The sequence below is a fragment of the Phaeovulum veldkampii DSM 11550 genome (assembly GCF_003034995.1).
In the GTDB taxonomy this organism is placed as follows: domain Bacteria; phylum Pseudomonadota; class Alphaproteobacteria; order Rhodobacterales; family Rhodobacteraceae; genus Phaeovulum; species Phaeovulum veldkampii.
Window position 1 is genome coordinate 1 of the sequence record NZ_PZKF01000038.1, and the last position, 25,070, is coordinate 25,070.

Annotated in this window: 22 protein-coding genes and 1 tRNA gene; 12 read left to right on the forward strand and 11 right to left on the reverse strand. The window is 64.9% G+C overall.

Annotated features, from left to right (window positions below):
* On the reverse strand, window positions 1–1,198 hold a 1,198-nt coding region (locus C5F46_RS13230; RefSeq protein WP_235820171.1), incomplete at its 3' end, for a TadE/TadG family type IV pilus assembly protein.
* Between the two features lie 287 nt (window positions 1,199–1,485).
* Between C5F46_RS13230 and C5F46_RS13235 the strand changes: the two genes are divergently transcribed.
* Window positions 1,486–2,253, forward strand: coding sequence for an EcsC family protein (locus C5F46_RS13235; RefSeq protein ID WP_235820172.1), 768 nt, complete (start codon window positions 1,486–1,488; stop codon window positions 2,251–2,253).
* 98 nt (window positions 2,254–2,351) lie between these two features.
* Here the strand turns inward: C5F46_RS13235 and ptsP are convergent, their stop codons facing one another.
* Window positions 2,352–4,592, reverse strand: a complete 2,241-nt coding sequence (gene ptsP, locus C5F46_RS13240; protein WP_107325818.1) for a phosphoenolpyruvate--protein phosphotransferase — start codon at window positions 4,590–4,592, stop codon at window positions 2,352–2,354.
* A gap of 40 nt (window positions 4,593–4,632) precedes the next feature.
* A complete protein-coding gene (locus C5F46_RS13245; RefSeq protein ID WP_107325819.1) occupies window positions 4,633–5,892 on the reverse strand; it encodes an aspartate kinase in 1,260 nt (419 codons plus the stop codon).
* Between the two features lie 141 nt (window positions 5,893–6,033).
* Between C5F46_RS13245 and C5F46_RS13250 the strand changes: the two genes are divergently transcribed.
* Window positions 6,034–7,572, forward strand: coding sequence for a pyruvate kinase (locus C5F46_RS13250; protein ID WP_107325820.1), 1,539 nt, complete (start codon window positions 6,034–6,036; stop codon window positions 7,570–7,572).
* Between the two features lie 2 nt (window positions 7,573–7,574).
* On the opposite strand, the gene C5F46_RS13255 is transcribed toward C5F46_RS13250, so the two are convergent.
* From C5F46_RS13255 to C5F46_RS13265, 3 genes are all read right to left on the reverse strand, one after another.
* The gene (locus tag C5F46_RS13255; protein ID WP_107325821.1) at window positions 7,575–8,780 is read right to left on the reverse strand and encodes a UbiH/UbiF family hydroxylase; all 1,206 of its coding nucleotides are present in this window, start codon (window positions 8,778–8,780) and stop codon (window positions 7,575–7,577) included.
* Window positions 8,781–8,849: 69 nt separating this feature from the next.
* Window positions 8,850–9,059: a hypothetical protein gene (locus C5F46_RS13260; protein ID WP_107325822.1), complete on the reverse strand. Its 210-nt coding sequence runs from the start codon at window positions 9,057–9,059 to the stop codon at window positions 8,850–8,852.
* 105 nt (window positions 9,060–9,164) lie between these two features.
* Window positions 9,165–9,812 (reverse strand): pyrimidine 5'-nucleotidase, encoded by a 648-nt coding sequence (locus C5F46_RS13265; protein WP_107325823.1) that lies wholly within the window; start codon window positions 9,810–9,812, stop codon window positions 9,165–9,167.
* Window positions 9,813–9,915: 103 nt separating this feature from the next.
* On the opposite strand from C5F46_RS13265, the gene C5F46_RS13270 reads away from it, so the two are divergent.
* Window positions 9,916–10,563, forward strand: a complete 648-nt coding sequence (locus C5F46_RS13270) for a GntR family transcriptional regulator (protein ID WP_107325824.1) — start codon at window positions 9,916–9,918, stop codon at window positions 10,561–10,563.
* A gap of 13 nt (window positions 10,564–10,576) precedes the next feature.
* Here C5F46_RS13270 and C5F46_RS13275 read toward each other — a convergent pair whose 3' ends face one another.
* Both C5F46_RS13275 and carA read right to left on the reverse strand, forming a co-directional pair.
* Window positions 10,577–12,538, reverse strand: a complete 1,962-nt coding sequence (locus C5F46_RS13275) for a glycosyltransferase family 2 protein (RefSeq protein ID WP_168796880.1) — start codon at window positions 12,536–12,538, stop codon at window positions 10,577–10,579.
* A gap of 128 nt (window positions 12,539–12,666) precedes the next feature.
* The gene (carA, locus tag C5F46_RS13280) at window positions 12,667–13,845 is read right to left on the reverse strand and encodes a glutamine-hydrolyzing carbamoyl-phosphate synthase small subunit (RefSeq protein ID WP_107325826.1); all 1,179 of its coding nucleotides are present in this window, start codon (window positions 13,843–13,845) and stop codon (window positions 12,667–12,669) included.
* Window positions 13,846–14,014: 169 nt separating this feature from the next.
* On the opposite strand from carA, the gene C5F46_RS13285 reads away from it, so the two are divergent.
* Both C5F46_RS13285 and C5F46_RS13290 read left to right on the forward strand, forming a co-directional pair.
* Window positions 14,015–14,473, forward strand: a complete 459-nt coding sequence (locus C5F46_RS13285) for a GatB/YqeY domain-containing protein (RefSeq protein ID WP_107325827.1) — start codon at window positions 14,015–14,017, stop codon at window positions 14,471–14,473.
* 150 nt (window positions 14,474–14,623) lie between these two features.
* Window positions 14,624–14,971, forward strand: coding sequence for a hypothetical protein (locus C5F46_RS13290; protein ID WP_107325828.1), 348 nt, complete (start codon window positions 14,624–14,626; stop codon window positions 14,969–14,971).
* 148 nt (window positions 14,972–15,119) lie between these two features.
* On the opposite strand, the gene C5F46_RS13295 is transcribed toward C5F46_RS13290, so the two are convergent.
* The gene (locus C5F46_RS13295; RefSeq protein ID WP_107325836.1) at window positions 15,120–15,575 is read right to left on the reverse strand and encodes a c-type cytochrome; all 456 of its coding nucleotides are present in this window, start codon (window positions 15,573–15,575) and stop codon (window positions 15,120–15,122) included.
* Between the two features lie 130 nt (window positions 15,576–15,705).
* Window positions 15,706–16,407, reverse strand: coding sequence for a lipoyl(octanoyl) transferase LipB (gene lipB, locus C5F46_RS13300; RefSeq protein ID WP_107325829.1), 702 nt, complete (start codon window positions 16,405–16,407; stop codon window positions 15,706–15,708).
* Window positions 16,408–16,538: 131 nt separating this feature from the next.
* Between lipB and C5F46_RS13305 the strand changes: the two genes are divergently transcribed.
* The gene (locus tag C5F46_RS13305) at window positions 16,539–18,065 is read left to right on the forward strand and encodes a peptidoglycan-binding domain-containing protein (protein ID WP_107325830.1); all 1,527 of its coding nucleotides are present in this window, start codon (window positions 16,539–16,541) and stop codon (window positions 18,063–18,065) included.
* A 121-nt stretch (window positions 18,066–18,186) separates the two neighbouring features.
* Window positions 18,187–18,273 (forward strand) — tRNA-Leu (locus C5F46_RS13310).
* A 510-nt stretch (window positions 18,274–18,783) separates the two neighbouring features.
* On the opposite strand, the gene C5F46_RS16700 is transcribed toward C5F46_RS13310, so the two are convergent.
* A complete protein-coding gene (locus C5F46_RS16700; protein ID WP_168796878.1) occupies window positions 18,784–19,038 on the reverse strand; it encodes a hypothetical protein in 255 nt (84 codons plus the stop codon).
* Window positions 19,039–19,568: 530 nt separating this feature from the next.
* Here C5F46_RS16700 and C5F46_RS13320 point away from each other — a divergent pair.
* The 5 genes from C5F46_RS13320 to C5F46_RS13340 all read left to right on the forward strand — a co-directional run bounded on the left by C5F46_RS13320 (window position 19,569) and on the right by C5F46_RS13340 (window position 25,048).
* Complete coding sequence (locus C5F46_RS13320; protein WP_107325832.1) at window positions 19,569–21,101, forward strand: acyl-CoA carboxylase subunit beta; 1,533 nt, start codon at window positions 19,569–19,571, stop codon at window positions 21,099–21,101.
* 58 nt (window positions 21,102–21,159) lie between these two features.
* Window positions 21,160–21,564 (forward strand): DUF6497 family protein, encoded by a 405-nt coding sequence (locus C5F46_RS13325; protein ID WP_235820173.1) that lies wholly within the window; start codon window positions 21,160–21,162, stop codon window positions 21,562–21,564.
* Window positions 21,565–21,988: 424 nt separating this feature from the next.
* A complete protein-coding gene (locus C5F46_RS13330; protein WP_107325838.1) occupies window positions 21,989–22,378 on the forward strand; it encodes a hypothetical protein in 390 nt (129 codons plus the stop codon).
* 331 nt (window positions 22,379–22,709) lie between these two features.
* On the forward strand, window positions 22,710–22,928 hold the full coding sequence (locus C5F46_RS13335) for a glycine zipper 2TM domain-containing protein (protein ID WP_107325833.1): 219 nt from the start codon (window positions 22,710–22,712) through the stop codon (window positions 22,926–22,928).
* Window positions 22,929–23,047: 119 nt separating this feature from the next.
* Entirely contained in the window at window positions 23,048–25,048 is a 2,001-nt protein-coding gene (locus tag C5F46_RS13340; protein ID WP_107325834.1) for an acetyl-CoA carboxylase biotin carboxylase subunit, read from the forward strand.
* Window positions 25,049–25,070 lie beyond the last annotated feature (22 nt).

Consider the following 25,070-nt stretch of genomic DNA (forward strand, 5'->3'; position numbering starts at 1 on the left):
AGGTCTGAAGCGTGGCGATATCGCTTTGGGCATACATGATTGCGGTGTCATCTTCGGGGCACCAGCCCCAGTCCATCGTGGGCTTGTCGATGGACCAGTTCATGAAATGCGGCACCTGTTCATACGAGCCTTTTCCGGGCAGGCCGGTGGAGGTGAATTCATCGCCGCCAATCTCGATGCAGGAACTGGGCACCGAAAGGATCGGTTTATAGACGAAATCATTGAAGCTCAGAGTGCTGTTCGTGGGTGTGCCGCTGGGTTTGGTGTCGGCGGTCTCGCCGTTGGTGTTGTTCGCCACCGCGTAATACTTGGTTACATAAGCTGTGGTCTTGATTTGCGCCCCGATCACGGTTTTGCCGGCGACGGCGGGCACCTTGGTGCCCATGAACGTGACCAACTGACCAAAGAAGACGTCAAGATCATTGCTGATGAAGTTGGTCGCGCCGCTGGCGGGGAAGTAATTGATCGTCACCGACCTGTCCATCTTGCCATCCGCGTTGGTGTCGAAATAGGTTACCACGTTCAAGATGTTGGGCGAGATCATGGGGAAATGGTTGGTGGTCACGACGGCATCGCGGCGGATACCGCCGAGATAGTCAAACATCGTCCGACCGGGGTTGGTTTGCCCGGCATAGGGGATGATGCTGATCGACACGAGGTCCGCCACATCGGGCTTCAGCACCTGTTCGACAAAGTTTTTCGCAGCAGGCTTCAGGTCGCCCATTCGGTCGTCAAAGCGCATCGAGCCGGAAATATCCAGCACGAGCGAGATTTCCGACTTTTCGATATGCTCACGTGCGGCGCCGTTTGTGGACACCGCCAAAGAATTGACGCCCGCCAGCCGCAGAAAGAACGTGTCAAGGTCGAACGAGGCTTCTGCCGTGACCGACCGCCCGGTGATGTCGGGGTAAACCTTGACGTCCTTCAGATAGTCCTTAAGCCCCGCGCGGTCGAAATAATCTTCGACCACCTCTTTGGCCGGGCGCTTTTCGTCCAGGTCGGCGGCGGCAAGGATGGCGCGGTCAAGCGTGGCCTGCATTTTGGTGCGCTGGTCTTCCACGCGAAGAAAGTCTACGGAAAGCCCACCGACGAGCAGCATGATCACGAACAGAAACAGCGAGAAGATGACAAGAACGCCCGACTCGTCCTTGGAGAACGATCTGGCAGCACGGATCAGGCAGCGGAGCTTTTTGGTCATGACACACTCTCTCACGCACTTTGACGGCACGATGCCGATTCGCAGCGTATCCTTGAGGGGTTAGGCCCCCTCAAGGTTATCTTTATCTTAAACTAACAGAATAACAGGGCGGAAGTGCGGCGAAAGGGTGAAAACCCGCCATAAACTGGGCCGGGTCGGGCATATTTGCGATTGCCGCACCGGCTGTGCGGCGTGTCAGATGAGGGGGGCCGATCAAGAGACCCGCCACATCTGGCAAGCATCCCTCACCTTTCCCATATAACAGGTACATAATGCGGGAGGCGATGATGAGTCAGGGCACGGCGATCTTTCCCCCGATCCGCGACCGCGCAGTCTTGTCGGAACTGGACGCGCTGGCGGCGCGGCACCGGGCGGCCAGCGGTCTTGGGATGCAGGTTCTGGCGGCGCTGGGCGACAGCACAGAGACGCTGTTGGGCAAACTGCCCGCGCGGGTGCGTGACCGGCTGCAAGGCGCGACCGAGGCTGCGCTGGACAATGCCTTCGCCGCGGCGGCGGTCTCGCGGGGGGTGATGGCTGACCGCAGCGATTGGGTGAACACGGCGCTGGCCACGGCGATGGGGGCGGCGGGGGGGCTGGGCGGTCTGCCCGGCGCGCTGGCCGAACTGCCGCTGACGGTGACGGTGCTGTTGCGCGCGATTCAGGGCATCGCGCAGGAACACGGCTTTGACCCGGCCGACGAGGCGGTGCGGATCGAATGCCTTGCCGTTTTCGCTTCGGCCGGGCCGATGGTCGAGGATGACGGCACCGATATGGGCCTTGTCACCGCCAAGCTGACGATCACCGGCGCCAGCCTTCAGGCGCTGATCGCCAAGGTTGCGCCGCGGCTGTCGGTGGCGCTGGGGCAGAAACTGGCTGCGCAGGCGACCCCGGTTCTGGGCGCGATCGCGGGGGCTGCAATCAACTACAGCTTCACCAGCTATTATCAGGACATCGCGCGGGTGCATTTCGGGCTGAAACGGCTGGCGCTGAGCCATGACCTCGATGAGGGCTTCCTGCGCGAGGATCTGCGCGCCCGCATTTCTACCCGCCGCTGAGTGTGCCTTTCATCTTGGCTCAAATATCCCCGCCGGAGGCTCCCACGGCAGCCGCGGAACGCTCCGCGGGGGATATTTGAACCAAGATGAAAGGGCAATTATTGACGGGCCAGCCACGCTGTCACGGCGGGGCGGACGGTTTGGGCGCCATCGCCACGGGCCGCGTCGATCACCGCGCGCAGGTCTTTCAGATTGACCCGGCGGATCAGGTGCTTGACCGGCCCAATCGAGGCGGGGCGCATTGACAATATGCGGATGCCGAGCGCCGCGAGCGTCAGCGCGTCGATCGGGCGGCCAGCATCCTCGCCGCAGAACGACAGCCGGGTGCCTGCGCGGGCGCAGCGGTCGATGATCTGTTCGATCAGCGCCAGATAGCTGACATCAAGTGTATCATAGCGGCGCCGGACACGTTCGTTTTCGCGATCGGCGGCGAAGAAGAACTGCTTGAGGTCATTGCCACCGATCGAGATGAAATCGGCTGCCTCGAAAAAGCTGTTCGGGGCGAAGGCGAGGCTGGGGGTTTCCAGCATGGCGCCCACTTCGACGGCGGTGGGCGTTGCTCGGCCCAGGGCTGTTTCATGCGCCAAGGCACACTCAAGCGCCTTGCGCGCCGCAGTATATTCCGCCGCATTGGCGATGAAGGGGAACATTACGCTGAGCGGGCGGCCCGCTGCGGCGCGGATCAGCGCCTGCAACTGCATTCGCAGCACGCCGGGTTTGTCGAGCCCCACGCGGATCGCGCGCCAGCCCATCGCGGGGTTCGGCTCGTCTTGCGGCTTCATGTAGGGCAAGACCTTGTCGGAGCCGATGTCGAGTGTGCGGAAGATCACCGGGCGGCCCTGTGCCGCGTCCATGACGCGCGCATAGATGGCCGCCAGTTCGCTGCGTCGCGGCACGCGGGTGCGGACCAGAAATTGCAGTTCGGTGCGAAACAGGCCCACCCCGTCGGCGCCGGAATTGACCAGCGAAGGCAGGTCGGCCATCAGGCCCGCGTTCATCAGCAGGCTGATGCGGCTGCCGCATTTCGCCTCGGCCGGCAGGTTGCGCAGGCTGGAATAGCGTTGCTGCGCCTCGGCCTGCATCGCGATCTTTTCGCGGAAAGCGCCTGCCACGGTTTCGTCGGGGCGCAGGTGGACGATGCCCTGATCTCCGTCAACCAGGATCGGGTCGCCGTTCAGCGCCTCGGTGGTGATACGGTCGGCATGGACCACCAGCGGTATTGCCAGAGCGCGCGCCACGATCGCGGCATGGCTGCCGACCGAGCCTTCCTCCAGCACCACACCTTTGAGCTTGCGCCCGTAGTCCAGCAACTCGGCCGGGCCGATGTTGCGGGCCACCAGAACCGGGTTCTCGGGCATCTCGGCGCCGGTGTCCTGGCCTTGCCCGGTGAGGATGCGCAACAGCCGGTTCGACAGGTCGTCAAGGTCGTGCAGCCGGTCGCGCAGGTAGGGGTCGGGCACCTGTTCCAGCCGCGCGCGGGCGGCGGATTGTTCCTTTTCCACCGCGGCCTCGGCTGAAAGGCCGCGGGCGATGTCTTCTTCCATCCGTCGCATCCAGCCGCGCGAATGGGCAAACATCCGGTAGGCCTCCAGCACCTGCTGGTGGTCTTTGTCGCCGCCATGAGCATGGGCCAGCATCTGATCGACCGAGTCGCGCAGCGTATCTACCGCGTCATGCAGGCGCGCGCGTTCCTTCTCCGGGTCGTCGCCCACCGGGTTGGTGACCACCACGCGCGGTTCGTGCAGCCAGACCCGGCCCTCGGCCGCGCCTTCCTGGCCGGCGCTGGCGCGGATCATCACCGGGTTGGTATGGCCGCGCCCCATCGCCTCGCCATCGCCCAGAAAGGCGCCAAGTTCGGCCATTTCGGCCAGCACCATCGCCACCACTTCCAGCCCGTAGACCTCGTCTTCGGAAAACTGCCGCGCCTCGCGCGATTGCACCACCAGCACGCCCAGCTTTTCGCCCACGCGTTGGATCGGCACGCCCAGAAAGCTGGAATAAATCTCTTCGCCGGTTTCGGGCATGAAGCGAAAGCCGCGTTCGGCAGGGGCGTTGCCGGTGTTGACCGGCTGCGCCGAACGTGCCACGCGGCCCACCAGCCCCTCGCCCATGCGCAGGCGGGTCTTGTGCACGGCTTCGGCCTTCAGCCCTTCGGTCGCGCACAATTCCAGCGTGTCGGCGTCGCGGAACAGGTAGATCGAACATACCTGCGAACGCATCGAATCCGCGATCAGATGGGTGATCCGGTCAAGCCGCTCCTGCCCCTTGCAGGGCGTTGCCAGCGTGTCGCGCAGGCGACGCAACAGCTTGCGGCTTTCGCTTTCCGTGCGTTCGGGCATGATCCCGTCTTGCCCCTGTCGTGTCAGACCGCGCCGGGTGTCAGGCGGCCTTTTCCAGTTCGAAGGCATCATGAAGCGCCTGCACGGCGAGTTCCATATATTTCCGGTCGATCAGCACCGAAATCTTGATTTCCGATGTGGCGATGACCTTGATGTTGATGTTCTCGGCGGCCAGCGCCTTGAACATGGTCGCGGCAACCCCTGCGTGGCTGCGCATCCCGATGCCCACGACCGAAACCTTGGCCACGTCGGTATCGACGGCGAGATCGTCATAGTTGATCTGGCCTGCGGCGCGGGCATCTTCCATCGCCTTTTTCGCCCGGGCGACCTGATTGACCGGGCACGAGAACGTCATGTCGGTGACCGCGCCTTCGTGGCCCTCGTAGTCGCGTTCCGAGATGTTCTGGACGATCATGTCCACATTCACGCCCGCATCGGCCAGCGGGCCGAAGATCGCCGAGGCGATGCCGGGGCGATCCTCGACGGTGACAAGGGTCATTTTCGCTTCGTCGCGCGAATAGGCGACGCCCGAGACGACTTTCGATTCCATGATTTCATCCTCGTCGCAGACCAGGGTTCCAGAGTTTTCGTCGGTTTCTTCGAACGACGACAGCACGCGCAGACGCACCTTGTAGCGCATCGCCAGCTCGACCGAGCGGGTTTGCAGCACCTTGGCCCCAAGGCTGGCCAGTTCAAGCATTTCCTCGAAGGCGATCTTTTCCAGCTTGCGCGCCTTGGAGCTGATCCGGGGATCGGTGGTGTAGATGCCATCCACATCGGTGTAGATGTCGCAGCGTTCGGCGCCAAAGGCAGCGGCAAAGGCTACCGCGGTGGTGTCTGATCCGCCGCGACCCAGCGTCGTGATGCGGCCCTCGGGGCTGAGGCCCTGAAAGCCCGCAACGACGGCAACCTTCATGCCTTCGGCAAATTTCTGGTCGATGTTGTCGCGCGGGATCGACACGAACCGCGCCGCGGAATGCGCGCTGGTGGTGTTGATCGGCACCTGCCAGCCCTGCCAACTGCGCGCGGGCACGTCCATTTCCTGTAGCGTCAGAGCCATCAGCCCGGCGGTCACGTTTTCCCCCGAGGCCACGACGGCGTCATATTCGCGCGCGTCGAACAGCGGAGAGGTCGCCTCGACCCAGCCCACCAGTTCGTTGGTCTTGCCTGACATGGCCGAGACGATGACGATCACGTCATAGCCGCGGGCCACCTCGCGCTTTACCTTTTCGGCGGCATTCTTGATGCGCGCCAGATCGGCCACCGAGGTGCCGCCGAATTTCATCACCAGAAGCGGCATGGTTCCCCCCTGAACCGCCCGAACATTGAGGCGCTTCTTATGCGGGCGGGGGCGGCGTTGCAAGGCCGGGCGCGCTGACATGGAACTGTCGCGTTGGGCTGCGATCCTGAGATGTGGACAGGTGCATTGGCGGAGGCGGGCATGGACGGACGCGGGCAGATCGAGGCGATGGCGGCGACGCCGGTTCCCGCATGGCGGGCAAGTGCGCAGGGGCTGTATGAGGTTCTGGGCGCCCTGCGTCACGATCTGGAGGCCCGCGCCGCGCATCGGCTGGAGGGCTGGGACGGCCAGATCCTGCGCCACGATTTCATGCCCGGCGCTGCCAATCTGGCCGATTATCTGGCGCTTCGGCGCCACGATCTCACCGCCTTTCAGGCACCGCTGGCGGCGTTGGGGCTGTCGTCGCTGGGGCGCTGCGAGGGGCATGTGCGCGCCTCGCTGGATGCGGTTCTGGCGGCGCTGGCGCGGGTTTTAGGCGAGGATGGCGGGGCTTTTCCCCGGCCCGAGGCATTTGCGGTGCCGCAGGCCCGCATCGGGGCGCAGCGCGACGCTTTGTTTGGCGCGCGCGAGGGGGGGCCTGCCGCGCGGATCATGGTGACGCTGCCGCCCGAGGCTGCCGAGGGCCCCGCGCTGATTGATCGGCTGGTGATGGAGGGGGCCGATTGCCTGCGCATCAACTGTGCCCATGACGGCCCCGAGGCCTGGGCCGCGATGATCGGCCACGCCCGGCGGCGCGCGACCAAATCGGGGCGCCGGGTGCCGGTGCTGATGGATCTGGCCGGGCCGAAACTGCGCATCGCCACGCTGGAGGGCGATGCCAAGGCGCGGCTGGGTGCTGGCGACCGCGTCGCGATCCTGCCGGCGCCGGTCAAGGCGAGGGGCGGCAAATCGGGCAAGGCCGGGGCGCTGGCGATCACGCTCAGCCACCCCGAGGTGATGGCCCATCTGGCGCCGGGGGTGCCGGTGTCGTTTGACGATGGCAAGCTGTGGGGCAAGGTCGTCGAGGCCGGGGCCGAGCGGGTGCTGGTCGAGATCACGCAGGCCCCCGAACGCGGCGCGCGGCTGAAGCCCGCCAAGGGCGTCAACCTGCCCGGCGTTGATCTGGCGATCCCGGCGCTGGGCGAGGATGACCTGCGGGCGCTGGATTTCGTGATGGGGCACGCCGATCTGGTGGGGTATTCCTTTGTGCAGACGCCTGCCGACGTGGTCCGCCTGATCGAGGCGATGGAAGCGCGGGCCAACGGGCGGCCCTTGCCGGCCGTGGTGCTGAAGATCGAAACCCCGCTGGCGCTGCGCAACCTGCCCGATCTGATTGTGGCGGCCGGCGGTCGGCTGCCGGTGGCGGTGATGATCGCGCGCGGCGATCTGGCGGTGGAAATCGGGCTGGACCGGCTGTCGGAAATTCAGGAAGAAATCCTGTGGCTGTGCGAGGCCGCGCATGTGCCGGTGGTCTGGGCCACGCAGGTTCTGGAGGGGCTATTGAAAGAGGGCCGCGCCAGCCGTGCCGAGGCGACCGATGCCGCGATGAGCCAGCGCGCCGATTGTGTGATGCTGAACAAAGGCCCCTATCTGCCCGAGGCGGTGGGATTTTTGCGAGGTGTCCTGATGCGGATGGACCGGCATCAGGACAAGAAATCTGCCCGCCTTGGCCCGCTGGGCCTGTGGCGCGACGGGCGTTAGCGTCAGCGCAGCCCCAACCCGGCGCGCATCAGCGTCTTGCGCACCGGGGCCAGCGCGTAGAGCGCGCCCAAGGCCCCCGCGCGCAGGTTGCGCAACGGCTGCGCTTGCACCATCGAGGCGCGGTTCAGCAGGTCGATGCCGGTCACGCGGGCCTTGACCTCGGGCCAGCGACGGCGGTTGTAGGTGGACAGCATCGGCTGGCTACCCAGATTACCGCGGTCGCGCGTGGCCAGGTCGGCAAGGCAGGCCAGATCGGCAAGGCTCATGTTCAGGCCCTGCGCGCCGATCGGCGGCACGACATGCGCGGCCTCGGCCATCAGCGCGGTGCGCGGCCCGTCAAAACGTGCGGCGATCTGGCTGATGATCGGCCAGACCGACCGGCGGGTGACCAGTGTCAGATGCCCCAGAATATCGCAGGAGCGTTCGTTCAAGAGCCGCTCGAATTCCGGCACGGGCAGGGCGGCCAGCCGCGCAGCCTCGGGGCCGCGTTCCATCCAGACCACGGCCGAAGAGGGTTGCCCGTCGCGGTCGGGCAGCGGCACCAGCGTGAACGGCCCGCCCGAGCGGTGGATTTCCGTCGAGACGTTGTGATGCGGGTTCGGATGGGTCACGGCAAAGGCCAGCGCCTTTTGGCCATAGCTGGTGCGGTGCGCCGCAATCCCCAGCGCCTCGCGCAGCGCCGAATTGCGCCCGTCGGCAGCCACCACAAGCCGGGCTGCTATGCGGGTTCCGTCATCGAGCCGCACGATTGCCTCGTTTTCGCGCGGCACGATCCCCACCGAGGCGCGACCGAGATGGAAGGCGACGTTGCGCATCTCGGCCAGCCGGGCCAGCAATTCGCGCCGCAGCAGCCAGTTGGGCAGGTTCCAGCCAAAGGGGGCGTCGGAAATGTCGGCGGCGTCAAAATCGCGGCGCAGCCGTTCCACCGGCTCGGCCCCGCCCGCGTCGATGATGCGCATCACCTGCAAAGGCGCCCCATAAGGCGCCAGCCGCGCCCAGACACCCGCGCGTTCCAGCAGCGTGACCGAGGGTTGCAGCAGCGCCGTGGTGCGCAGGTCTGACCCAGGGTCTGACTCGGCCGTGACCGGGGGGGCGGGGTCGATGCAAATCACCCGGAACCCTTCGGCCCCGAAAACGGCGGCGGCAGCCAGACCCGCGATCCCTCCGCCCGAAATCAGGATATCGGTGCTGTGGTCGGTTTCAGTCATGCCTGTGCCCCCTTGATCGTGCAGCTTTTATCCTAGCGCGCAAGGGGTAAAGGTCCAGCCTTGGCCCGCTTAGCCGCCAGCCGTGATGACGATCAGCAGCGCCATGCAAAGCGCGGTCGCTGCGACGCCAGTCAGAATCAGCGCCACGATCCCGAAGGTGGCAACCGCCCAGACCAGAGCCGCGACCAGAGCTGCCACACCGGCGAAGAACAGGGCTATCGCCAGGTTGGAGGGGTCTTTGATGTGGTGCCCGGTGGCATCGTGGGTGGAATCGGCCATGAATATCTCCCTGCACCGTCGGCGTGACGGTGGTGTGGTGATACCGGGCCGGGAAGCTGCGGAGGGATGCGACAAATTGTCGCGCTGCGGCATGGTGCCGCCGGATCACATCCGCAGCCGGGCCAGAAAACCGGCCAGATCGTCGGTGTGATGTTCGATATGTGGTGCGGGCAGCGGGGCGGGGGCGACATGCACGGTGCGCATCCCCATCGCATGGGGCGCTGCCAGATTGCGGGGGTCATCCTCGAACATGGCGGCGCGGGCGGGGGTTATGCCGGCGCGGGCAAACACCGTCTCAAAGGCGACGCGGTCGGGTTTGGGGCGAAAGCCGGCATCTTCCACGCCAAACACCCCGTCAAACAGCCCCGACAGCCCGCGCGCCGCCAAAACCCGCCGGGCATAAGGGGCCGAGCCGTTGGTGTAGACGATCCGCCGCCCCGGCAGTGCCGCGATCCCCGCGCGCAAGGCCGGATCGGGGGTCAGATGATCCAGCGAGATGTCATGCACCTCGACCAGGTAGGGGGCGGGGTCAACGTCATGTTCATGCATCAGCCCGGCCAGCGTGGTGCCGTAAAGCTGCCAGTAGTGCTGGCGCAGCCGGTCGGCTTCGGGCCGGTCAACGCCCAGCGCCTGCATGACAAAAGCGGTCATGCGCCGCTCGATCTGGTCGAACAGCCGCGCCTCGGGCGGATAAAGCGTGTTGTCGAGGTCAAAGACCCAGTCGATAACGTGGTGGAAACGGGCTGCGGGCATGGTGTGACCGTAGCGGGGCCCGCCGGGGGCCGCAATGGGGCAAAGGCTTGTCTTCGCCCCGGCCTTGCGCTTAGGGTCCGGCAACCTGCAGGGAGGGAGCCCGATGCAGACAGATGCCTATAGCCTGATCCTCGAAGCCATCGACAGCGGGGTTTACCGGCCCGGTGACCGGCTGGTGGAATCCGAGCTTGCCGAACGCTTTGGCGTGTCGCGTACGCCGGTGCGCGAGGCGTTGCAGCGGTTGGAAACCCAGTCGATGCTGGCGCGCGACGGGCGCAGCCTGATCGTCGCCTCGCTCGACCATAACCAGTTGGCCGAGCTGTATGTGGTGCGCGCCGAACTGGAGGCGCTGGCGGCCAGGCTGGCCGCGCGACACGCCACCCCCGAAGAGGTCAAGGTTCTGGGCGACATGGTGACCGAGGACCACGCCTACCTGAACGACCCCGAGGCGCTGAGCCGCGCCAACCGGCGGTTCCACAAGCAGATCCACCTGGCCTCGCACAACCGCTATCTGGTGCAGCAGCTTGATCTGGTGCATCGCTCGATGGCGCTTTTGGCCACCACCTCGCTGGCGGCCGAGGGGCGGGGCGAAACCGCGCTGGCCGAGCATCAGGCGATTGTCGATGCGATTGGCGCGGGTGATGGCGAGGCTGCGCAGGCGGCGCTGCGGGCGCATATCTCGAAAGCGTTTGAAACGCGGCTGAAACTGGATGCCGGCGGTGTGCAGGCCGGTGCGCGACCGCGGGGCTGACGCCCCCCCGCATTCAGCGCCGAACCGGCACCGGCACCGGGGCGTCGGTTGGGTCGGTGTCGAACAGGCCGTGGGCGGTCTTGTCCCAGTAAAACGGGCAGGTGATCACCTCATACATCGCCTTCCATGCCGACAGGGTGCCCAGCGGCAGGTAGACATTCAGCACCGGCACCCAGGGCAGCAAAAACCGGTGCTTGCGCCCGCGCACGGCCCAGGCGGCCACAACCAGCGTGATTGCTTCTGACGCCAGGAACAGCGCCGACAGCGCAATCAGCGGGCCTGCCCCCATCATCTCGGACAGCGGGTGCCATAGCCCCAGCGTCAGAACCCAGACCGACCACAGCACCGGCGCCAGCAGGTATTGCGACAGCGAGGCCAGAAACATCACCTGAAACCCGAAGAAACGCCACGCCCCCAGTTGCCGCCATAGCAGGATGGGGTCGCGCATATGCACCCCCCATGTCATCGCAAAGCCCTTTTGCCAGCGCGACCGTTGCCGGACCCACGGCAGAATGCGGCAGTTGGCCTCTTCTTCGGTGACGGTGGGGATCAATTCGGTCCGGTAGCCGTAGCGTGCCAACCGCACGCCCAGATCGGCATCTTCGGTGACGTTATGCGCATCCCATCCGCCCAGCCGTTCCAGCGCGGCGCGGCGGAAAAACAGCGTAGTGCCGCCCAGCGGCACCACCAGCCCCAGCCGCGCAAGCCCCGGCAGCAGCGAGCGGAACCACGAGGCATATTCAATGGTGAAACAGCGCGCGATCCAGTTGGTGCGCGGGTTGTAGAAATCAAGCACACCTTGCAGGCAGGCCACCTCGGGGCCGCGGTCGTGGAACCGGCGCACGACAGTGTGGATCTGGTCGGGGTGGGGGGCATCCTCGGCATCATAGACCCCGATGATCGACCCGCGGGCAAAGTTCAGCGCAAAGTTCAGCGCGCGCGGCTTGGTCTTGACCGGACCGTTCGGGACGGTCACGATCCGCATCCAGCCGGGCAGACAGGCGCGGTTCAGTGCGGCACGGGTGGTGGCGTCGCCTTCCTCCACGATCAGCATCACATCCAGCAATTCGCGTGGGTAGTGCAGCTTTGCCAACCGTGCGACCAGCCGCGCGGCAATGTCGTCTTCGCGGTAAAGCGCGATCAGGATCGACACCACGGGCAGCCGCGCGATGGCGGCGGCGGGGGGGCGCGGGCAGCGCCGGTCGCGGGCGCGGCCGATGACCTCGGCCAGAAAGGCCGCCAGTTTCAGCGCGTTGGTGGCCGCAAGCGTCAGCACCGCCCAGAACACCAGCAGCCCGAACACCGCCATCGGCGCCACCCACAGCCCCAGCGCCAGCCCCGCCAGCGTGGTCAGCGCGATCCTGGCGAGCCGCGGCTCGTTCCGGGTTCGGCAGCTTTCGGCGGGTGGCACGCGGGTTTCCGCGGCCCGGATCAGCCCGGTCTGGCGCTGGGCCAGCAGCGCGGCGTGTATTTCACGCTCGGGTGCCAGCACCATGGCAAAGGGCGCCAGCGTCGCGGGCAGGGTATGACGCAGGCCCAGAAAATCTTCGGGCCGTGCGGTGGCGATGATCGTGGTGCCGCCGACGCGCCGCCACGGCACCATGGCGTGGCGCAGGCATTCGGCAGCGCCGATACGGTCGATCAGTCGCGGGTCGGGCGGTTCGGCCTCCAGATCGACCACGCTTGCGTCCCATTGGCTGGCCAGCGCCGCCATCAGATCAGTGTCGCGCACCCAGCCATGTGCCAGCAAGATGTCGCCCAGCCGCACATCCTGCCGTTCGCGCAGCGCCAGAGCCTTCAGCAGGTCGCCCGGCGCCACTGCCGCGCGTTCGTGCAATATCTGCCCCAGCGGCTTGCGCGCGGCGTGGCGCGCCATCCGGGTGGCATGGGCACGCGTGTGGTCGTCGGGTGCAGCCGGGGTGGGCCGCGCAGGTGGTGCGGTGCGCAGAGCGCGAGGCAGGGGCGGAGGGGGCATGGCGGGCACCGGGCTGGAAACTGCCGTGCCAGCCTTGCGTCCCGCCTCTTAAGACATGGTTAACAAAGGGTGAAAAACTGACAGCGTGGCGGTTTTGCCACCGGCTTGGGCCGGGTCAGATTACCCGTTCAGGCGCCTGCTCGGGCGGCGCGGCGGGTGCGCATCGCCTCGGCAAAGCGGTCGAACAGATAGTAGCTGTCCTGCGGGCCGGGGCTGGCCTCGGGGTGATACTGAACCGAGAACACCGGCCGGTTCTCCATGCGGATGCCGCAGTTCGACCCGTCGAACAGGCTGACATGGGTTTCCTTGACGCCCGCAGGCAGGGTCTGGCTGTCGACGGTAAAGCCGTGGTTCATGCTGGTGATTTCCACCTTGCCGGTTTCCAGATCCTTCACCGGATGGTTGGCGCCGTGGTGGCCGTGATTCATCTTTATGGTCTTGGCCCCCAGGGCCAGGGCCAGCATCTGATGGCCCAGGCAGATGCCGAACACCGGCAGGTCACGCTCCAGCACACCGCGGATCATCGGCACGGCATAATCGCCCGTCGCCGCCGGGTCGCCGGGGCCGTTCGACAGGAACACGCCTTCGGGGTTCAGCGCCAGCACGTCGGCGGCGGTGGCGGTGGCGGGCAGAACCGTCACCTCACAGCCCGCCGAGGCCAGGCAGCGCAGGATGTTGCGCTTTGCGCCATAGTCGATGGCAACCACGCGCAGGCCGGGGCCGTCGCGACGGGTGTAGCCTTCGGGCCAGGCCCAGCGTTTTTCATCCCAGCGGTACGACTGGTGGCAAGACACATCCTTGGCCAGATCAAGCCCCTCAAGGCCCTTCCAGTCGCGCGCGGCCTTGACCAGTGCGGCGATGTCAAACACGCCATCGGGCGAATGGGCCAGCGCCACATGCGGGGCGCCCTGCTGGCGGATGGCGCGGGTCAGCCGCCGGGTGTCGATGCCGCCGATGCCGATGCGACCACGCTTTTCCAGCCAGCCGACCAGATCGCCCGCCGCGCGCCAGTTCGACGGCTCGGTCGGGTCCCATTTCACCACCATGCCGGCAGCCACCGGCTCGGCGGTTTCGTCATCATCGGCGTTCACGCCCACGTTGCCCACATGCGGGAAGGTGAAGGTCACCACCTGCCCGGCATAGGACGGGTCTGTCATGATCTCTTGATAGCCGGTCATCGCGGTGTTGAACACGAGTTCGGCCACCGTCTGCCCTGTCGCGCCGAAGCCCGTACCATAGAACAGGCTGCCATCGGCAAGGGCCAGAAGGGCGGTCGGTTTTTCCGTTGACGGATGATTGGCGGTCATGGCGCGACTCCCCGGGGCAAAATCTGCTGGAACCTAAGGGCCGGGGGGGCGGGGGTCAAGGGGTTGTGGTGGATTGCCTTATGCAATGAAAACAATGATTTGTGCAGGTTGTGCCGGGTCGGGCTTCGGGTTATTGTAGCGGTTCTGGAACCTTTGAGGGTGAAAACGCATGGAAATGCGCGATCGGATCGCGTCGGCCTTGAAAGAGGCGATGAAATCGAAAGAGGCCGAGCGACTTTCGACCCTGCGGCTGGTGAATGCGGCCATCAAGGATCGTGAGATCGCGCTGCGCGGCACCGGCGAAGGCGCCACCGTGGGGGATGCCGAGATTCTGGGCATTCTGGGTCGGATGGTGAAGCAGCGGCAGGAAAGCGCGCGCGCCTATGAAGAGGGCGGGCGGCTGGAATTGGCGGAAAAGGAACTGGCCGAGATCAAGGTGATCGAGGAATTCCTGCCCCGCCAACTGACCGCCGACGAGGTTGCGGCAGCGATTTCCGAGGTGATGGCCGAGATCGGCGCCGCCTCGATCCGCGACATGGGGCGGGTTATGGCCGAGTTGAAGGTGCGTCATACCGGGCAGATGGATTTCAGCGCCGTGGGCCCGATGGTCAAGGCTCGGCTGAGTTGACCGTCGCAGGCGTGGCTGCGACCAAACGGCCCGACCCTCTTGCGTTACGGGCGCAACGTGCCAACATGACCGGTGACGGGCTACAGCAGACGCGCGGCCAAGGGGGCGCGACCGGCGCGCAATGTCTGCGGACAACCAGAGGACCATTCCATGACCGACAAGAAAAAACGCAGTAAATTCATTGAGTATCCGCTATTCGTTCTGCGAACCGCTGCGGCGGGCGCGGTTATCGTGCATCTGTTTCTGGGGTTGTTCGTCGGCGTCCTGAATCCGTGGATATTCTTTTCTACCGCGATCGTGATCGCCCTGCTGCTGTCGCGCGAGATGTATGAAGATATGGCGCGGCGGTTTTTTCAGCTGAAGTCGGATCAACTGGAAGAGCGCCTGCCCGAGGCGCCGTTGGAGGAAGCAACGGTGATCGACAGCAAACGTGCGATCCGCTCGCCTGAGGACGGCATCATCGAAGATGCTGTCGAAATCGACGGTCACAAGGCCTGACCGTTTAGGGTAGTAAAGTGAGCGCCGTGCGGGGCAACCCGCACGGCCTTTTCGTTGTGCGCGTGCTGACGCGCCCTCAAATGGCGAGCCGAAAAAAACTGCGGCGCCCGAGGGGCGCCGCAGCAATGTATCGGCTGAACCTGCAGGATCAGTTCGTGACGGGCGCAGCCGGGTCAGCGGCAGGTGCGTCAGCGGCCGGCGCGACCGACGCCAGATAAGCAGCCACGTCTTCCTGCTTTTTCGCCTGCTTGTGCGTCATCAGCGACTTGGCTTTCTTGTCGCCGGTCTTGTCTTTGAGCCATTTCACCGGATCGGTCATGTAAACGGCCAGTTCGGCCTCATCCCAGACCATGCCGGTTGCGCCAACGGCGAGGATGCTGTCGCCGTATTTGAAATCGGCCACGGTCGCGACCGGGCGACCGACGACGCCATACAGGTTCGGGCCGATCTTGCCGCCTTTGACGATTTCCTCACCGGCGGCACCGATGATCGAGTGGCAGGCCTTGCATTTGGAAAATTCTTTCGCACCAGCCTCCACGTCGCCCGCGAGGGCGGGGGTGGCGAGCGCCAGAGCGGCAAGGGTAGCATAGAGGCTGATTTTCATCGCGTCTTCCTTCATGGTCATAGCCGCTGCCCGTTTCTTGCATGCCGGGCAGACACACCGGAATTCCTGATTCCGAGCGGTGTATAACATAGTGCTTTTACATGAGTTACAAAAACCTGTGGTCCTGCGTTCATTCTTCCGAGATCGGCGTGTTGCCGCCGGGTTGCCGCGACCTTTCGTCCAGGGGCTTGAAAATGCGGGGAAAGGTTCCAGTCAGCGCCGCGTCTAGATCGGCCATTGTGACCGGCAAGCCCAGATCGACGAGGCTGGTGACACCATGGGCGCTAATGCCGCAGGGAACGATTCCCGAAAAATGGCTCAGATCCGGCTCCACATTGATCGACAGGCCATGAAAGCTGACCCAGCGGCGCAGCTTGACCCCGATCGCGGCGATCTTGTCTTCGCGCAGGCTGCCGTCGGGGTTGGGCGCGCGGTCGGGGCGGGTGACCCAGACCCCCACGCGGCCCGTCCGGCGTTCGCCGCGCACATTGAACTCGGCCAGTGTCGTGATGATCCAGTTTTCCAGATCACAGACAAACCGGCGCACATCGCGCCCGCGGCGGTTGAGGTCAAGCATGACATAGGCGACCCGCTGGCCCGGCCCGTGATAAGTATATTGCCCGCCCCGCCCGGCAACATGCACCGGAAAGCGGTCGGGGTCGGTCAGGTCTTCGGGCCGGGCCGAGGTGCCCGCGGTGTAAAGGGGCGGGTGCTCCAGCAGCCAGATCGCCTCGTCGGCGCAGCCCGCCGCAATGGCGGCGACGCGTGCCTCCATTCCGGCTAGCGCCATGTCATAGGGCACGGGGGCCGTGCTTGTGATCCACTCCACCATCGCGTTCCTGGACGGGCCGTTTGTCACGGCGGCGCGTCAAACTCCTTGCCTTGCGGACGATTCGCGCAAACACTCGAATCATGTTCTGCGGTGTCTGGCCAGACCGCCCGCGATTAATGAGGAGAAATGGGATGATCCCCAAGAGAATTGTTACTGCCGCCATCATCGCCACGCTGTGTGTGACGCAGGCCACCACGGCGCGCGCGGGGTCCGATGGCCTTGTCGGCGGGATCGTCGGTGGCCTCATCGGCGGCGCCATCATGAACGAGGCCAACAAGAACCGCCAGGCCGCGCCGCAACAGCGCACCGTGCGGCAGGCGCGCCCCACCGGCATCAGTTCGGCACAGCGCGAGGCCAACCGCGAGGTGCAGGTGGCGCTGAACCATTTCGGCTTTCCGGTCGGCACGCCCGATGGCGCGATCGGGCCAAAGTCGCGCTCGGCGATCAGCCAGTATCAGGTGCTTCTGGGCTATCCGGCGACCGGGCAACTGACCGAGTATGAACGCAGCCATCTGGTAGGCTCGTATCATCGCGCGGTGGCGGGGGGCGGGCTGACGATGCAGCAGGCCGCGACCAACCCGATGGGGATGAAGGGGCTTCTGGTCGCCTGGCGCGACGAGTCGATGGGGGTGCCGTCGATGCCGCAGCCCGGCACGATGGCCGTTGCCCCGGCCATGCCCTCGTTTGCCGCCCCCGCGCAGCCGGCGCCGGTGGCCGCTGCGGCGCCCGGTCTGCCCAGCTTCATGGGTGGGGCGGCCACGCAGGCCTCGCTTGCCTCGCATTGCAACAAGGTGGCGCTGATCACCTCGACCAATGGCGGTTATACCACGCTGGCCAATCTGCGTGACCCGCAACAGGCGCTGGGTGAACAGTTCTGTCTGGCGCGCGGCTATGCCATCACGCAGGGCGAAGATCTGGCGACCAAGGTGGCCGGTGTCACCGCGGCTGAAATCGCGCAGCAATGCGAGGGATTTGCCCCGGCGATGAAGGACCATGTCGCAGCCTTGTCGATGAAAACCCGCGATGAGGTGCTGTCGGGCGTGTCGGCCTTTGCGCTGTCCACCGGCATGGCGCCCGCACAACTGGCGGGCACGGCGCGGATCTGCCTGTCGGTCGGCTACCGGACCGACAACATGGATGTGGCCGTCGGCTCGGCGCTGCTGCTGACTGCGTTGGGCGAAAAGCCCTATGCCGAACTGCTGGGGCACCATCTGGCGATGGGCTTTGGCGCCAGCCAGCGCCCAGATCTGGCGCTGGACTGGTATCAGGCCGGATTCGATGCCTTGGGCGGCGGCAGCACGGCGGTGTTTGCCCCCGGTCAGCCGGAACGAACCGATCTGATCCGCAAGGCGGCTTATACGCTTGGTGGCCGGGTTGATGCCGCGCCCGTTGCGCCGGTTCCGGCATCTGCGCTGCCCGGCTTTGCGGTGCCCGCGCCGGTTGCCCCGGTTCCTGTCGCGGTGCCCGTGCCGCTTCCGCCCATGGATGTGCAGGGACAATTGCCCCCAGCCCAAGCCCCCGCCACCCTAACCCCTGCCGCGCAGGCCGGAACTGTTGTGATGGATCAGCCCGCCCCCACCCCCGGCGCGCAGCCGGTGGGGGTGGCCACCGGCATGGTCAATCTGATCCGGTTGCCCACGCTGCTGATCCAGCAATGATCCGTCAGCCGGGGCGCCTCGCCGCGCCCCGGTCCCGCCGGAAATCCGCAAGGGGCCGAAAAAATCCGCTTCCCTTCGCCCAAGGGCTCGGCTAAACACCGCGCCACCATGTCAGGACAGTGCGGTCGTGGCGGAATTGGTAGACGCGCAGCGTTGAGGTCGCTGTGGGGTAACTCCCGTGGAAGTTCGAGTCTTCTCGACCGCACCATTTTCTCGGCGAAATAGTTTTTCGATGGTTTATCGCAATTTGGTGTGTCCTGGCACACACTTTTGCCCGCAGTTCGAAGTGCGGTAGACGGCACCGCCAGCCCGCCCCGATCCGCAGCCACAAGCACTATTGCCCGCGCGATCCGCGATGTGTGGCAGGTGCACCATGGCCACACCCGACCGGCCAGCGCCGCGTTCAGCTCTTTCGCCGCCAGCCGCAGGTCGGTGCAGCATTATGGCTGCGACGGAGCTCCGGCGGGATCATCGGCCTACATGCGATCGAATAGTGCGTTCGAGATCAGCGCCTTGCTTTGTGCCCGCCACAGGGCTTCGGGTGCCGCCGCCGCGTGATCCGTCACGGTTGATTTTCACCCAGAAGTGAGCCGGTTAGGCGCCTGATTTTCACCGAGGACTGGGCTAGGTGACCCTTTCCCCCACGCGGCGAGCGGCGGGGAGACAGCGGAGTGATCCACATGGGACTTTTGAACATTATCCGACGGATGCATTTGCGTCAGAAGCTGTCGATCCGCGAGATCGCGCGGCTGCGCGACGTTCGCGGCGATAGCTTCTTCACGATGACGACGAAGATGGTGCCGTATCTGGTTGCCAGAATGTGCGCGATGTCACCTTTCGATTGCATGCGAGGCCCTGTATCGCTCCCGTCAGGATCATCATGATCCTGCTTCGGGTCGAAGAAGCGGGCTTCGATGAAGGGGATCGTCGTCGGGGCGGGGGCGGAAGGGTCGCGGCGAGTGTTGGCGGGCATGGTGGTCTCTTGGGTGAATGCGGCTGCGGTCCGAAAAGCGGCGCTTTCCGGGCGGGCGGTTGTGAACGGTTGGCGAACCCCGGATTGCCGGGAACGAAGGGGACCGCGGCGATGCCGGGTCATGGCCCGACCCTTGCGGAGCGTGCCGCACCCCGTCAAGCCGGGGGCCGGGGCGGCGCTGGCAAGCGGGCTGCGCCGAGGGCCGATTTTGCCGATCTGGCGTCTGGACGCCAAGCTATTGAACTATAAGATAATTATCTGAGATGCGCCGGGAGTGAGCGATAACCCCCTTGTTTGTGAGCGCAAAAAACCCCGAAAATGTGTTTCAACTGGCTGTCGTTTCAAACAAATGCACTGGACTGCGCCGTTTGGTGGCTGCCTCGGCGGGAATTTGCAATATTGCAATTCGCGATAAATCTCTTGCCAATAATTTGCAAATTTACCGGATTCCGCTTTGTTGTTGCTTGCGCCGCGGATAGGGTGCGCGCAACTTTGTTTCACCGGGTCTTGTGGCCCGATGGGGGGATCGGATGAAGGATATTCTGGCAGAGCTTGAAACCCGCCGCGCCGAGGCGCGCCTGGGCGGTGGGGCGCGGCGGATCGAGGCGCAGCACAAGAAGGGCAAGCTGACCGCCCGTGAGCGGATCGAACTGCTGCTGGACGAGGGCAGCTTTGAAGAATTCGACATGTTCGTGCGCCATCGCTGCACCGAATTCGGGATGCAGGCCGAACAGATCGCGGGCGATGGGGTCGTTACCGGCTGGGGCACGGTCAATGGCCGCATGGTCTATGTGTTTTCGCAGGATTTCACCGTCTTTGGCGGCTCGCTGTCGGAAACCCACGCGCAGAAGATCTGCAAGATCATGGACATGGCGATGCAGAACGGCGCGCCGGTGATTGGGATCAACGATTCGGGCGGTGCGCGGATTCAGGAAGGCGTGGCCAGCCTTGCGGGCTATGCCGAGGTGTTCCAGCGCAACATCATGGCCTCGGGCGTGGTGCCGCAGATTTCCCTTATCATGGGCCCCTGCGCGGGCGGTGCGGTCTATTCGCCGGCGATGACCGACTTCATCTTCATGGTGAAGGATTCGTCCTACATGTTCGTCACCGGACCCGATGTGGTGAAGACCGTCACCAACGAGGTCGTGACCGCCGAGGAGCTGGGCGGCGCGGGCACCCATACCAAGAAATCGTCGGTGGCCGATGGCGCCTATGAAAATGATGTGGAGGCGCTGGCCGAAACCCGCCGCCTGATCGACTTTCTGCCGCTGTCGAACCGTGAAAAGGCGCCCGTTCGGCCATTCTTTGACGATGTGGCCCGTATCGAGGACAGCCTTGATACGCTGATCCCGGAAAACCCGAACCAGCCCTATGACATGAAGGAACTGATCGTGAAGGTCGCCGATGAGGGCGATTTCTTCGAGATCCAGAAGGATTACGCCGCCAACATCATCACCGGCTTTATCCGCATCGAGGGGCAGACGGTGGGCGTTGTGGCCAACCAGCCGATGGTTCTGGCGGGGTGCCTCGACATCGACTCCAGCCGCAAGGCCGCGCGGTTTGTGCGATTCTGCGATGCGTTCGAAATTCCGATTCTGACGCTGGTTGATGTGCCGGGCTTTTTGCCGGGCACCGGGCAGGAATATGGCGGCGTCATCAAGCATGGGGCAAAACTGCTGTTTGCCTATGGCGAGGCCACGGTGCCGAAAGTGACCGTCATCACCCGCAAGGCCTATGGCGGGGCCTATGACGTGATGGCATCCAAGCATCTGCGGGGCGATTTCAACTATGCCTGGCCCACAGCCGAAATCGCGGTGATGGGCGCCAAGGGTGCGGTGGAAATCCTGTATCGCAGTGAATTGGGCGATGCCGAAAAGATCGCCGCGCGCACCAAGGATTATGAAGACCGCTTTGCCAACCCCTTTGTGGCGGCCGAAAAGGGCTTTATCGACGAGGTGATCCAGCCGCGGTCTACTCGACGGCGGGTGGCGCGGGCCTTTGCCAGCCTGCGCAGCAAGAAACTGTCGAACCCGTGGAAAAAACACGACAACATTCCGTTGTAAGCGGGGGCAGGATGCGGTCGGGGCAGATGCGGTGTGATCGGGGCGGGGGCCGGGCGGGATGATCCGGCCCGGCCTGATGATCGCCGTTTCGGTTTTGGCCTTGTCGGTTGCCCCGGCGCGGGCGGCAGAGCCGATCGCGGTGCCCTCGGGCCAGGCGGTTGAATGGGTCGAGACGATCCATGATGCGCCGGGGCCTTCAGGCCTGACCATCCGGTTCCGGTTTCTGGCGCCGCAGATCGGCGGGTCAGACCCGATCGACCCGGATCAGGCGCTGGTGGATATGGAGCATCTGTGCACCACCTTCGCCCTGCCGCGGATTGTGGAACCGGGGCCACAGCCCGCGCAGATCATCATCAGCCTGTCGGATCGGCCGGTGCTGTTTGGCGCCACCGACCCGGAGGCGACACAATATTTCGAGGCGTTCCGGCCCGAGGGCGGCGTCTGTATCTGGGAGATTTACTGATGCCTCGCGCGCCCCATCCCCGTGCTGTTGCCGCAGCGCCAGTTCGCCCTGATGCAGCGCCGCCACAGGTGGCTCAGCTTGCATTTTGCCTCTGTCAGGGGACACGCAGCCAAGATATTGTGGCACCGAGCCGATTTGCTACGGCTCTCACAATGGAAAAGACACCGCAGGCAGGGGTGATACGCTCGCTGTCGGCTGTGGTTTACAGGAGAAGACTATGTCCAAAAAAGCTCTCGTGGCTCTTGCCCTCGTCGCCTTTGTCGCTGCTTGCGCCGCGAAAACCGAAGCTCCGGCGGAAGTCACCGTCGAGCCGACCTACACCGGCAAATACAAATAATATCGGCGCGGGGCGGGCCTTGCGGCCCGTCCCGACCATCACCGCGGGCCAGCCGTTGTGCCCCTCCCTGATCGTGGGAGGTTGCTTGTGCTGAAGCACCGTGGTTTTCCCGGCCGTCTGCCGGGCACTGATTTCCAGTTTGTCATTCGCCGCGCCAATCCCAAGGGCGTTACGCGTCTTGTCGTGCGTGAGCGGTTTCGTGATCGCGCCCCCGCAGATCGGCGTGCCGATCTGGGGTTCATGGCGGCACTGTGGGCGCATTTCGGCGAAGAGCCGTTTGAGCGCGGCAATCTGGATGCGGGGCGCCTGTCGTGGCTGTTTGGCCGCGAGGTGGTGCCCGCCGAAGAGTCGTTTGACCCCGAAAGTTACGAAGCCTTGCTGCGCATTGATGTCAAACGCGCCCGCGCGGCCTTTCCCGAGGTATTCGCGGACGGTGCCGATCTGGGCGCGGGCGACGACGACGAGGATTGGGCGTGATCGCGCCGATCAGATCGTGCGACGGGCAGCTTTCTGCCGAGCCGTCGGGGCGGGGTCAGATCGGCTTTGCCACAGGCTGCGTTGCGATGCAGTCTGATCTGGCCCGGCCGGGTTTCACGCGGCGTGGGCGCGTGATCTGCCTCGTTTTTACCCCTTCCCCTTCACTTCGGCCTGGCCCCTTGCGGGTCAGGCCGGCTTTTTCGCATCTGCCTGCCGCGGCCCGGCCTGCCGGTCGGCGGACCGCCGCGCATGGCGTGAACGTGGGCTTTGCCTCGGGCAGATTTGCGATAGAGTGCGGCGCAGAACAACAACCCTTCGGAGGCAGTTCGCAATGCAGAAAATCGCTCTTCTCGTGGCCGCTCTTGGCCTCGCCGGTCTTGCCGGCTGTGAAAATTACCAGACCTCGGCCGCTGAACGCACCGTGGGCGGTGCGCTGGCCGGTGCCGTCATCGCCGATGCGACCGGCGGCAGCAAAACTCAGGGCGCGCTTATCGGCGCGGTCGCGGGCGGCGTGTCCTGCGGCGTTCCGGGCCTGCCCGCCTGCCGGTAATCCGGCACTGATCGCCGCCAAGCGCGGCCAATTTTCGCTTTGCAGAACCATCCGGGCGCACCGCCCGGGTGGTTTTTTTGTTTGCGCTCCGACCGGGGCGTCACTGAGAAGGGACTGACATGTTCAAGAAGATCCTGATCGCCAACCGGGGCGAGATTGCCTGCCGCGTCATCAAGACCGCGCGCAAGATGGGCATCAAGACGGTTGCGGTCTATTCCGACGCTGACCGCCACGCGCTGCATGTGAAGATGGCCGACGAGGCGGTGCATATCGGCCCGCCGCCGGCGAACCAGTCCTATATCGTGATCGACAAGATCATGGACGCCATTCGCCAGACCGGCGCCGAGGCGGTGCATCCGGGCTATGGCTTCCTGTCGGAGAACCGCGCCTTTGCCGCGGCGCTAGAGGCCGAGGGCGTGGTCTTTGTCGGTCCGCCCAGCCCCGCGATCGAGGCGATGGGCGACAAGATCACCTCAAAGAAGCTGGCGCAGGAAGCCGGCGTTTCGACCGTTCCGGGCTATATGGGCCTGATCGCCGATGCCGACGAGGCGGTCAGGATTTCCGGCCAGATCGGCTATCCGGTGATGATCAAGGCATCGGCAGGCGGCGGCGGCAAGGGGATGCGCATCGCCTGGAACGAGGGCGAGGTGAAGGAGGGCTTCGAGTCGTCCAAGAATGAGGCGGCCGCCAGCTTTGGCGATGACCGCATCTTCATCGAGAAATTCGTGACGCAACCGCGCCATATTGAAATTCAGGTGCTGGCCGACAAGCACGGCAACTGCGTTTATCTGCACGAACGCGAATGCTCGATCCAGCGTCGCAACCAGAAGGTCATCGAAGAGGCGCCGTCGCCGTTCCTGGACGAGGCGACGCGCCGCGCGATGGGCGAACAGGCCTGCGCGCTGGCGAAAGCGGTGGGCTATACCAGCGCCGGCACGGTGGAATTCATCGTGGATGGCAACCGTAACTTCTACTTCCTTGAAATGAACACCCGCTTGCAGGTGGAACACCCGGTGACCGAACTGATCACCGGCGTCGATCTGGTGGAACAGATGATCCGCGTGGCCAACGGCGAGCCGCTGCCCTTCCGTCAGGAAGACCTGAAGATCAACGGCTGGGCGATGGAAAGCCGACTTTACGCCGAAGACCCCTATCGCAACTTCCTGCCTTCGACGGGGCGGCTGACGCGCTATCGCCCGCCGGTTGAAGGCCCGACCGAACATGGCATCGTGCGCAACGATACCGGCGTGTTCGAGGGCGGCGAGATCAGCATGTTCTACGACCCGATGATCGCCAAGCTGTGCACCTGGGCGCCGACCCGCGGGCAGGCCATCGAAGAGATGCGGCTGGCGCTGGACACGTTTGAGGTGGAAGGCATCGGTCACAACCTGCCGTTCCTGTCGGCAGTGATGGATCATCCGCGGTTCGTGTCGGGCGCGATCACCACGGCCTTCATCGCCGAGGAATACGAGGGCGGCTTTACCGGCACCACGCTGGACGAAGAAACCCTGCGCCGCGTGGCGGCCGCGACGGCGGCGATGAACCGGGTGGCCGAGATTCGCCGCACCCGGATTTCGGGCACGCTGGGCAACCACGAACGCCATGTGGGCGATGACTGGGTGGTGACGCTGCAAGGCATGGAATACCCGGTGACGATTTCCGCCGACAAGGCGGGCTCGACCGTGACCTTTGCCGATGGCGGCGTTTACCGTGTCACCTCGGACTGGGCGCCGGGTCAGCCTCTGGCGCGGCTGGAGGTGGAGGATGCGCCGCTGGTGCTGAAAGTCGGCAAGATCCCCTCGGGATTCCGTATCCGGCTGCGCGGCGCCGACCTCAAGGTGCATGTCCGCACCTCGCGGCAGGCCGAACTGGCGCGCCTGATGCCTGAAAAGATGCCGCCCGACACGTCGAAATTCCTTCTGTGCCCGATGCCCGGCCTGATCGTGAAAATCAACGTGGCCGAGGGCGACGAGGTGCAGGAAGGTCAGGCCCTGTGCACCGTCGAGGCGATGAAGATGGAAAACATCCTCAAGGCCGAGCGCAAAGGCGTGGTGAAAAAGATCACCTGTGTGCCGGGCGCCAGCCTGCGCGTCGATGACGTGATCATGGAGTTCGAATAAGCGATGATCCGGCGCGGGGGCA

Coding starts and splice junctions, on each gene's coding strand:
- C5F46_RS13265 (WP_107325823.1), bottom strand. CDS start 9,812: ATGCCCGCAGCCCGTTTCCACCACGTTATCGACTGGGTCTTTGACCTC.
- lipB (WP_107325829.1), bottom strand. CDS start 16,407: ATGGTGGAGTGGATCACAAGCACGGCCCCCGTGCCCTATGACATGGCG.
- C5F46_RS13335 (WP_107325833.1), top strand. CDS start 22,710: ATGCAGAAAATCGCTCTTCTCGTGGCCGCTCTTGGCCTCGCCGGTCTT.
- C5F46_RS13320 (WP_107325832.1), top strand. CDS start 19,569: ATGAAGGATATTCTGGCAGAGCTTGAAACCCGCCGCGCCGAGGCGCGC.
- C5F46_RS13275 (WP_168796880.1), bottom strand. CDS start 12,538: ATGCCCCCTCCGCCCCTGCCTCGCGCTCTGCGCACCGCACCACCTGCG.
- C5F46_RS13245 (WP_107325819.1), bottom strand. CDS start 5,892: ATGCCGCTTCTGGTGATGAAATTCGGCGGCACCTCGGTGGCCGATCTG.
- carA (WP_107325826.1), bottom strand. CDS start 13,845: ATGACCGCCAATCATCCGTCAACGGAAAAACCGACCGCCCTTCTGGCC.
- C5F46_RS13250 (WP_107325820.1), top strand. CDS start 6,034: ATGGACGGACGCGGGCAGATCGAGGCGATGGCGGCGACGCCGGTTCCC.
- C5F46_RS13235 (WP_235820172.1), top strand. CDS start 1,486: ATGAGTCAGGGCACGGCGATCTTTCCCCCGATCCGCGACCGCGCAGTC.
- C5F46_RS13260 (WP_107325822.1), bottom strand. CDS start 9,059: ATGGCCGATTCCACCCACGATGCCACCGGGCACCACATCAAAGACCCC.
- C5F46_RS13270 (WP_107325824.1), top strand. CDS start 9,916: ATGCAGACAGATGCCTATAGCCTGATCCTCGAAGCCATCGACAGCGGG.
- C5F46_RS13255 (WP_107325821.1), bottom strand. CDS start 8,780: ATGACTGAAACCGACCACAGCACCGATATCCTGATTTCGGGCGGAGGG.
- C5F46_RS13305 (WP_107325830.1), top strand. CDS start 16,539: ATGATCCCCAAGAGAATTGTTACTGCCGCCATCATCGCCACGCTGTGT.
- C5F46_RS13340 (WP_107325834.1), top strand. CDS start 23,048: ATGTTCAAGAAGATCCTGATCGCCAACCGGGGCGAGATTGCCTGCCGC.
- C5F46_RS13290 (WP_107325828.1), top strand. CDS start 14,624: ATGACCGACAAGAAAAAACGCAGTAAATTCATTGAGTATCCGCTATTC.
- ptsP (WP_107325818.1), bottom strand. CDS start 4,592: ATGCCCGAACGCACGGAAAGCGAAAGCCGCAAGCTGTTGCGTCGCCTG.
- C5F46_RS13285 (WP_107325827.1), top strand. CDS start 14,015: ATGGAAATGCGCGATCGGATCGCGTCGGCCTTGAAAGAGGCGATGAAA.
- C5F46_RS13325 (WP_235820173.1), top strand. CDS start 21,160: ATGATCCGGCCCGGCCTGATGATCGCCGTTTCGGTTTTGGCCTTGTCG.
- C5F46_RS13295 (WP_107325836.1), bottom strand. CDS start 15,575: ATGAAAATCAGCCTCTATGCTACCCTTGCCGCTCTGGCGCTCGCCACC.
- C5F46_RS16700 (WP_168796878.1), bottom strand. CDS start 19,038: ATGCCCGCCAACACTCGCCGCGACCCTTCCGCCCCCGCCCCGACGACG.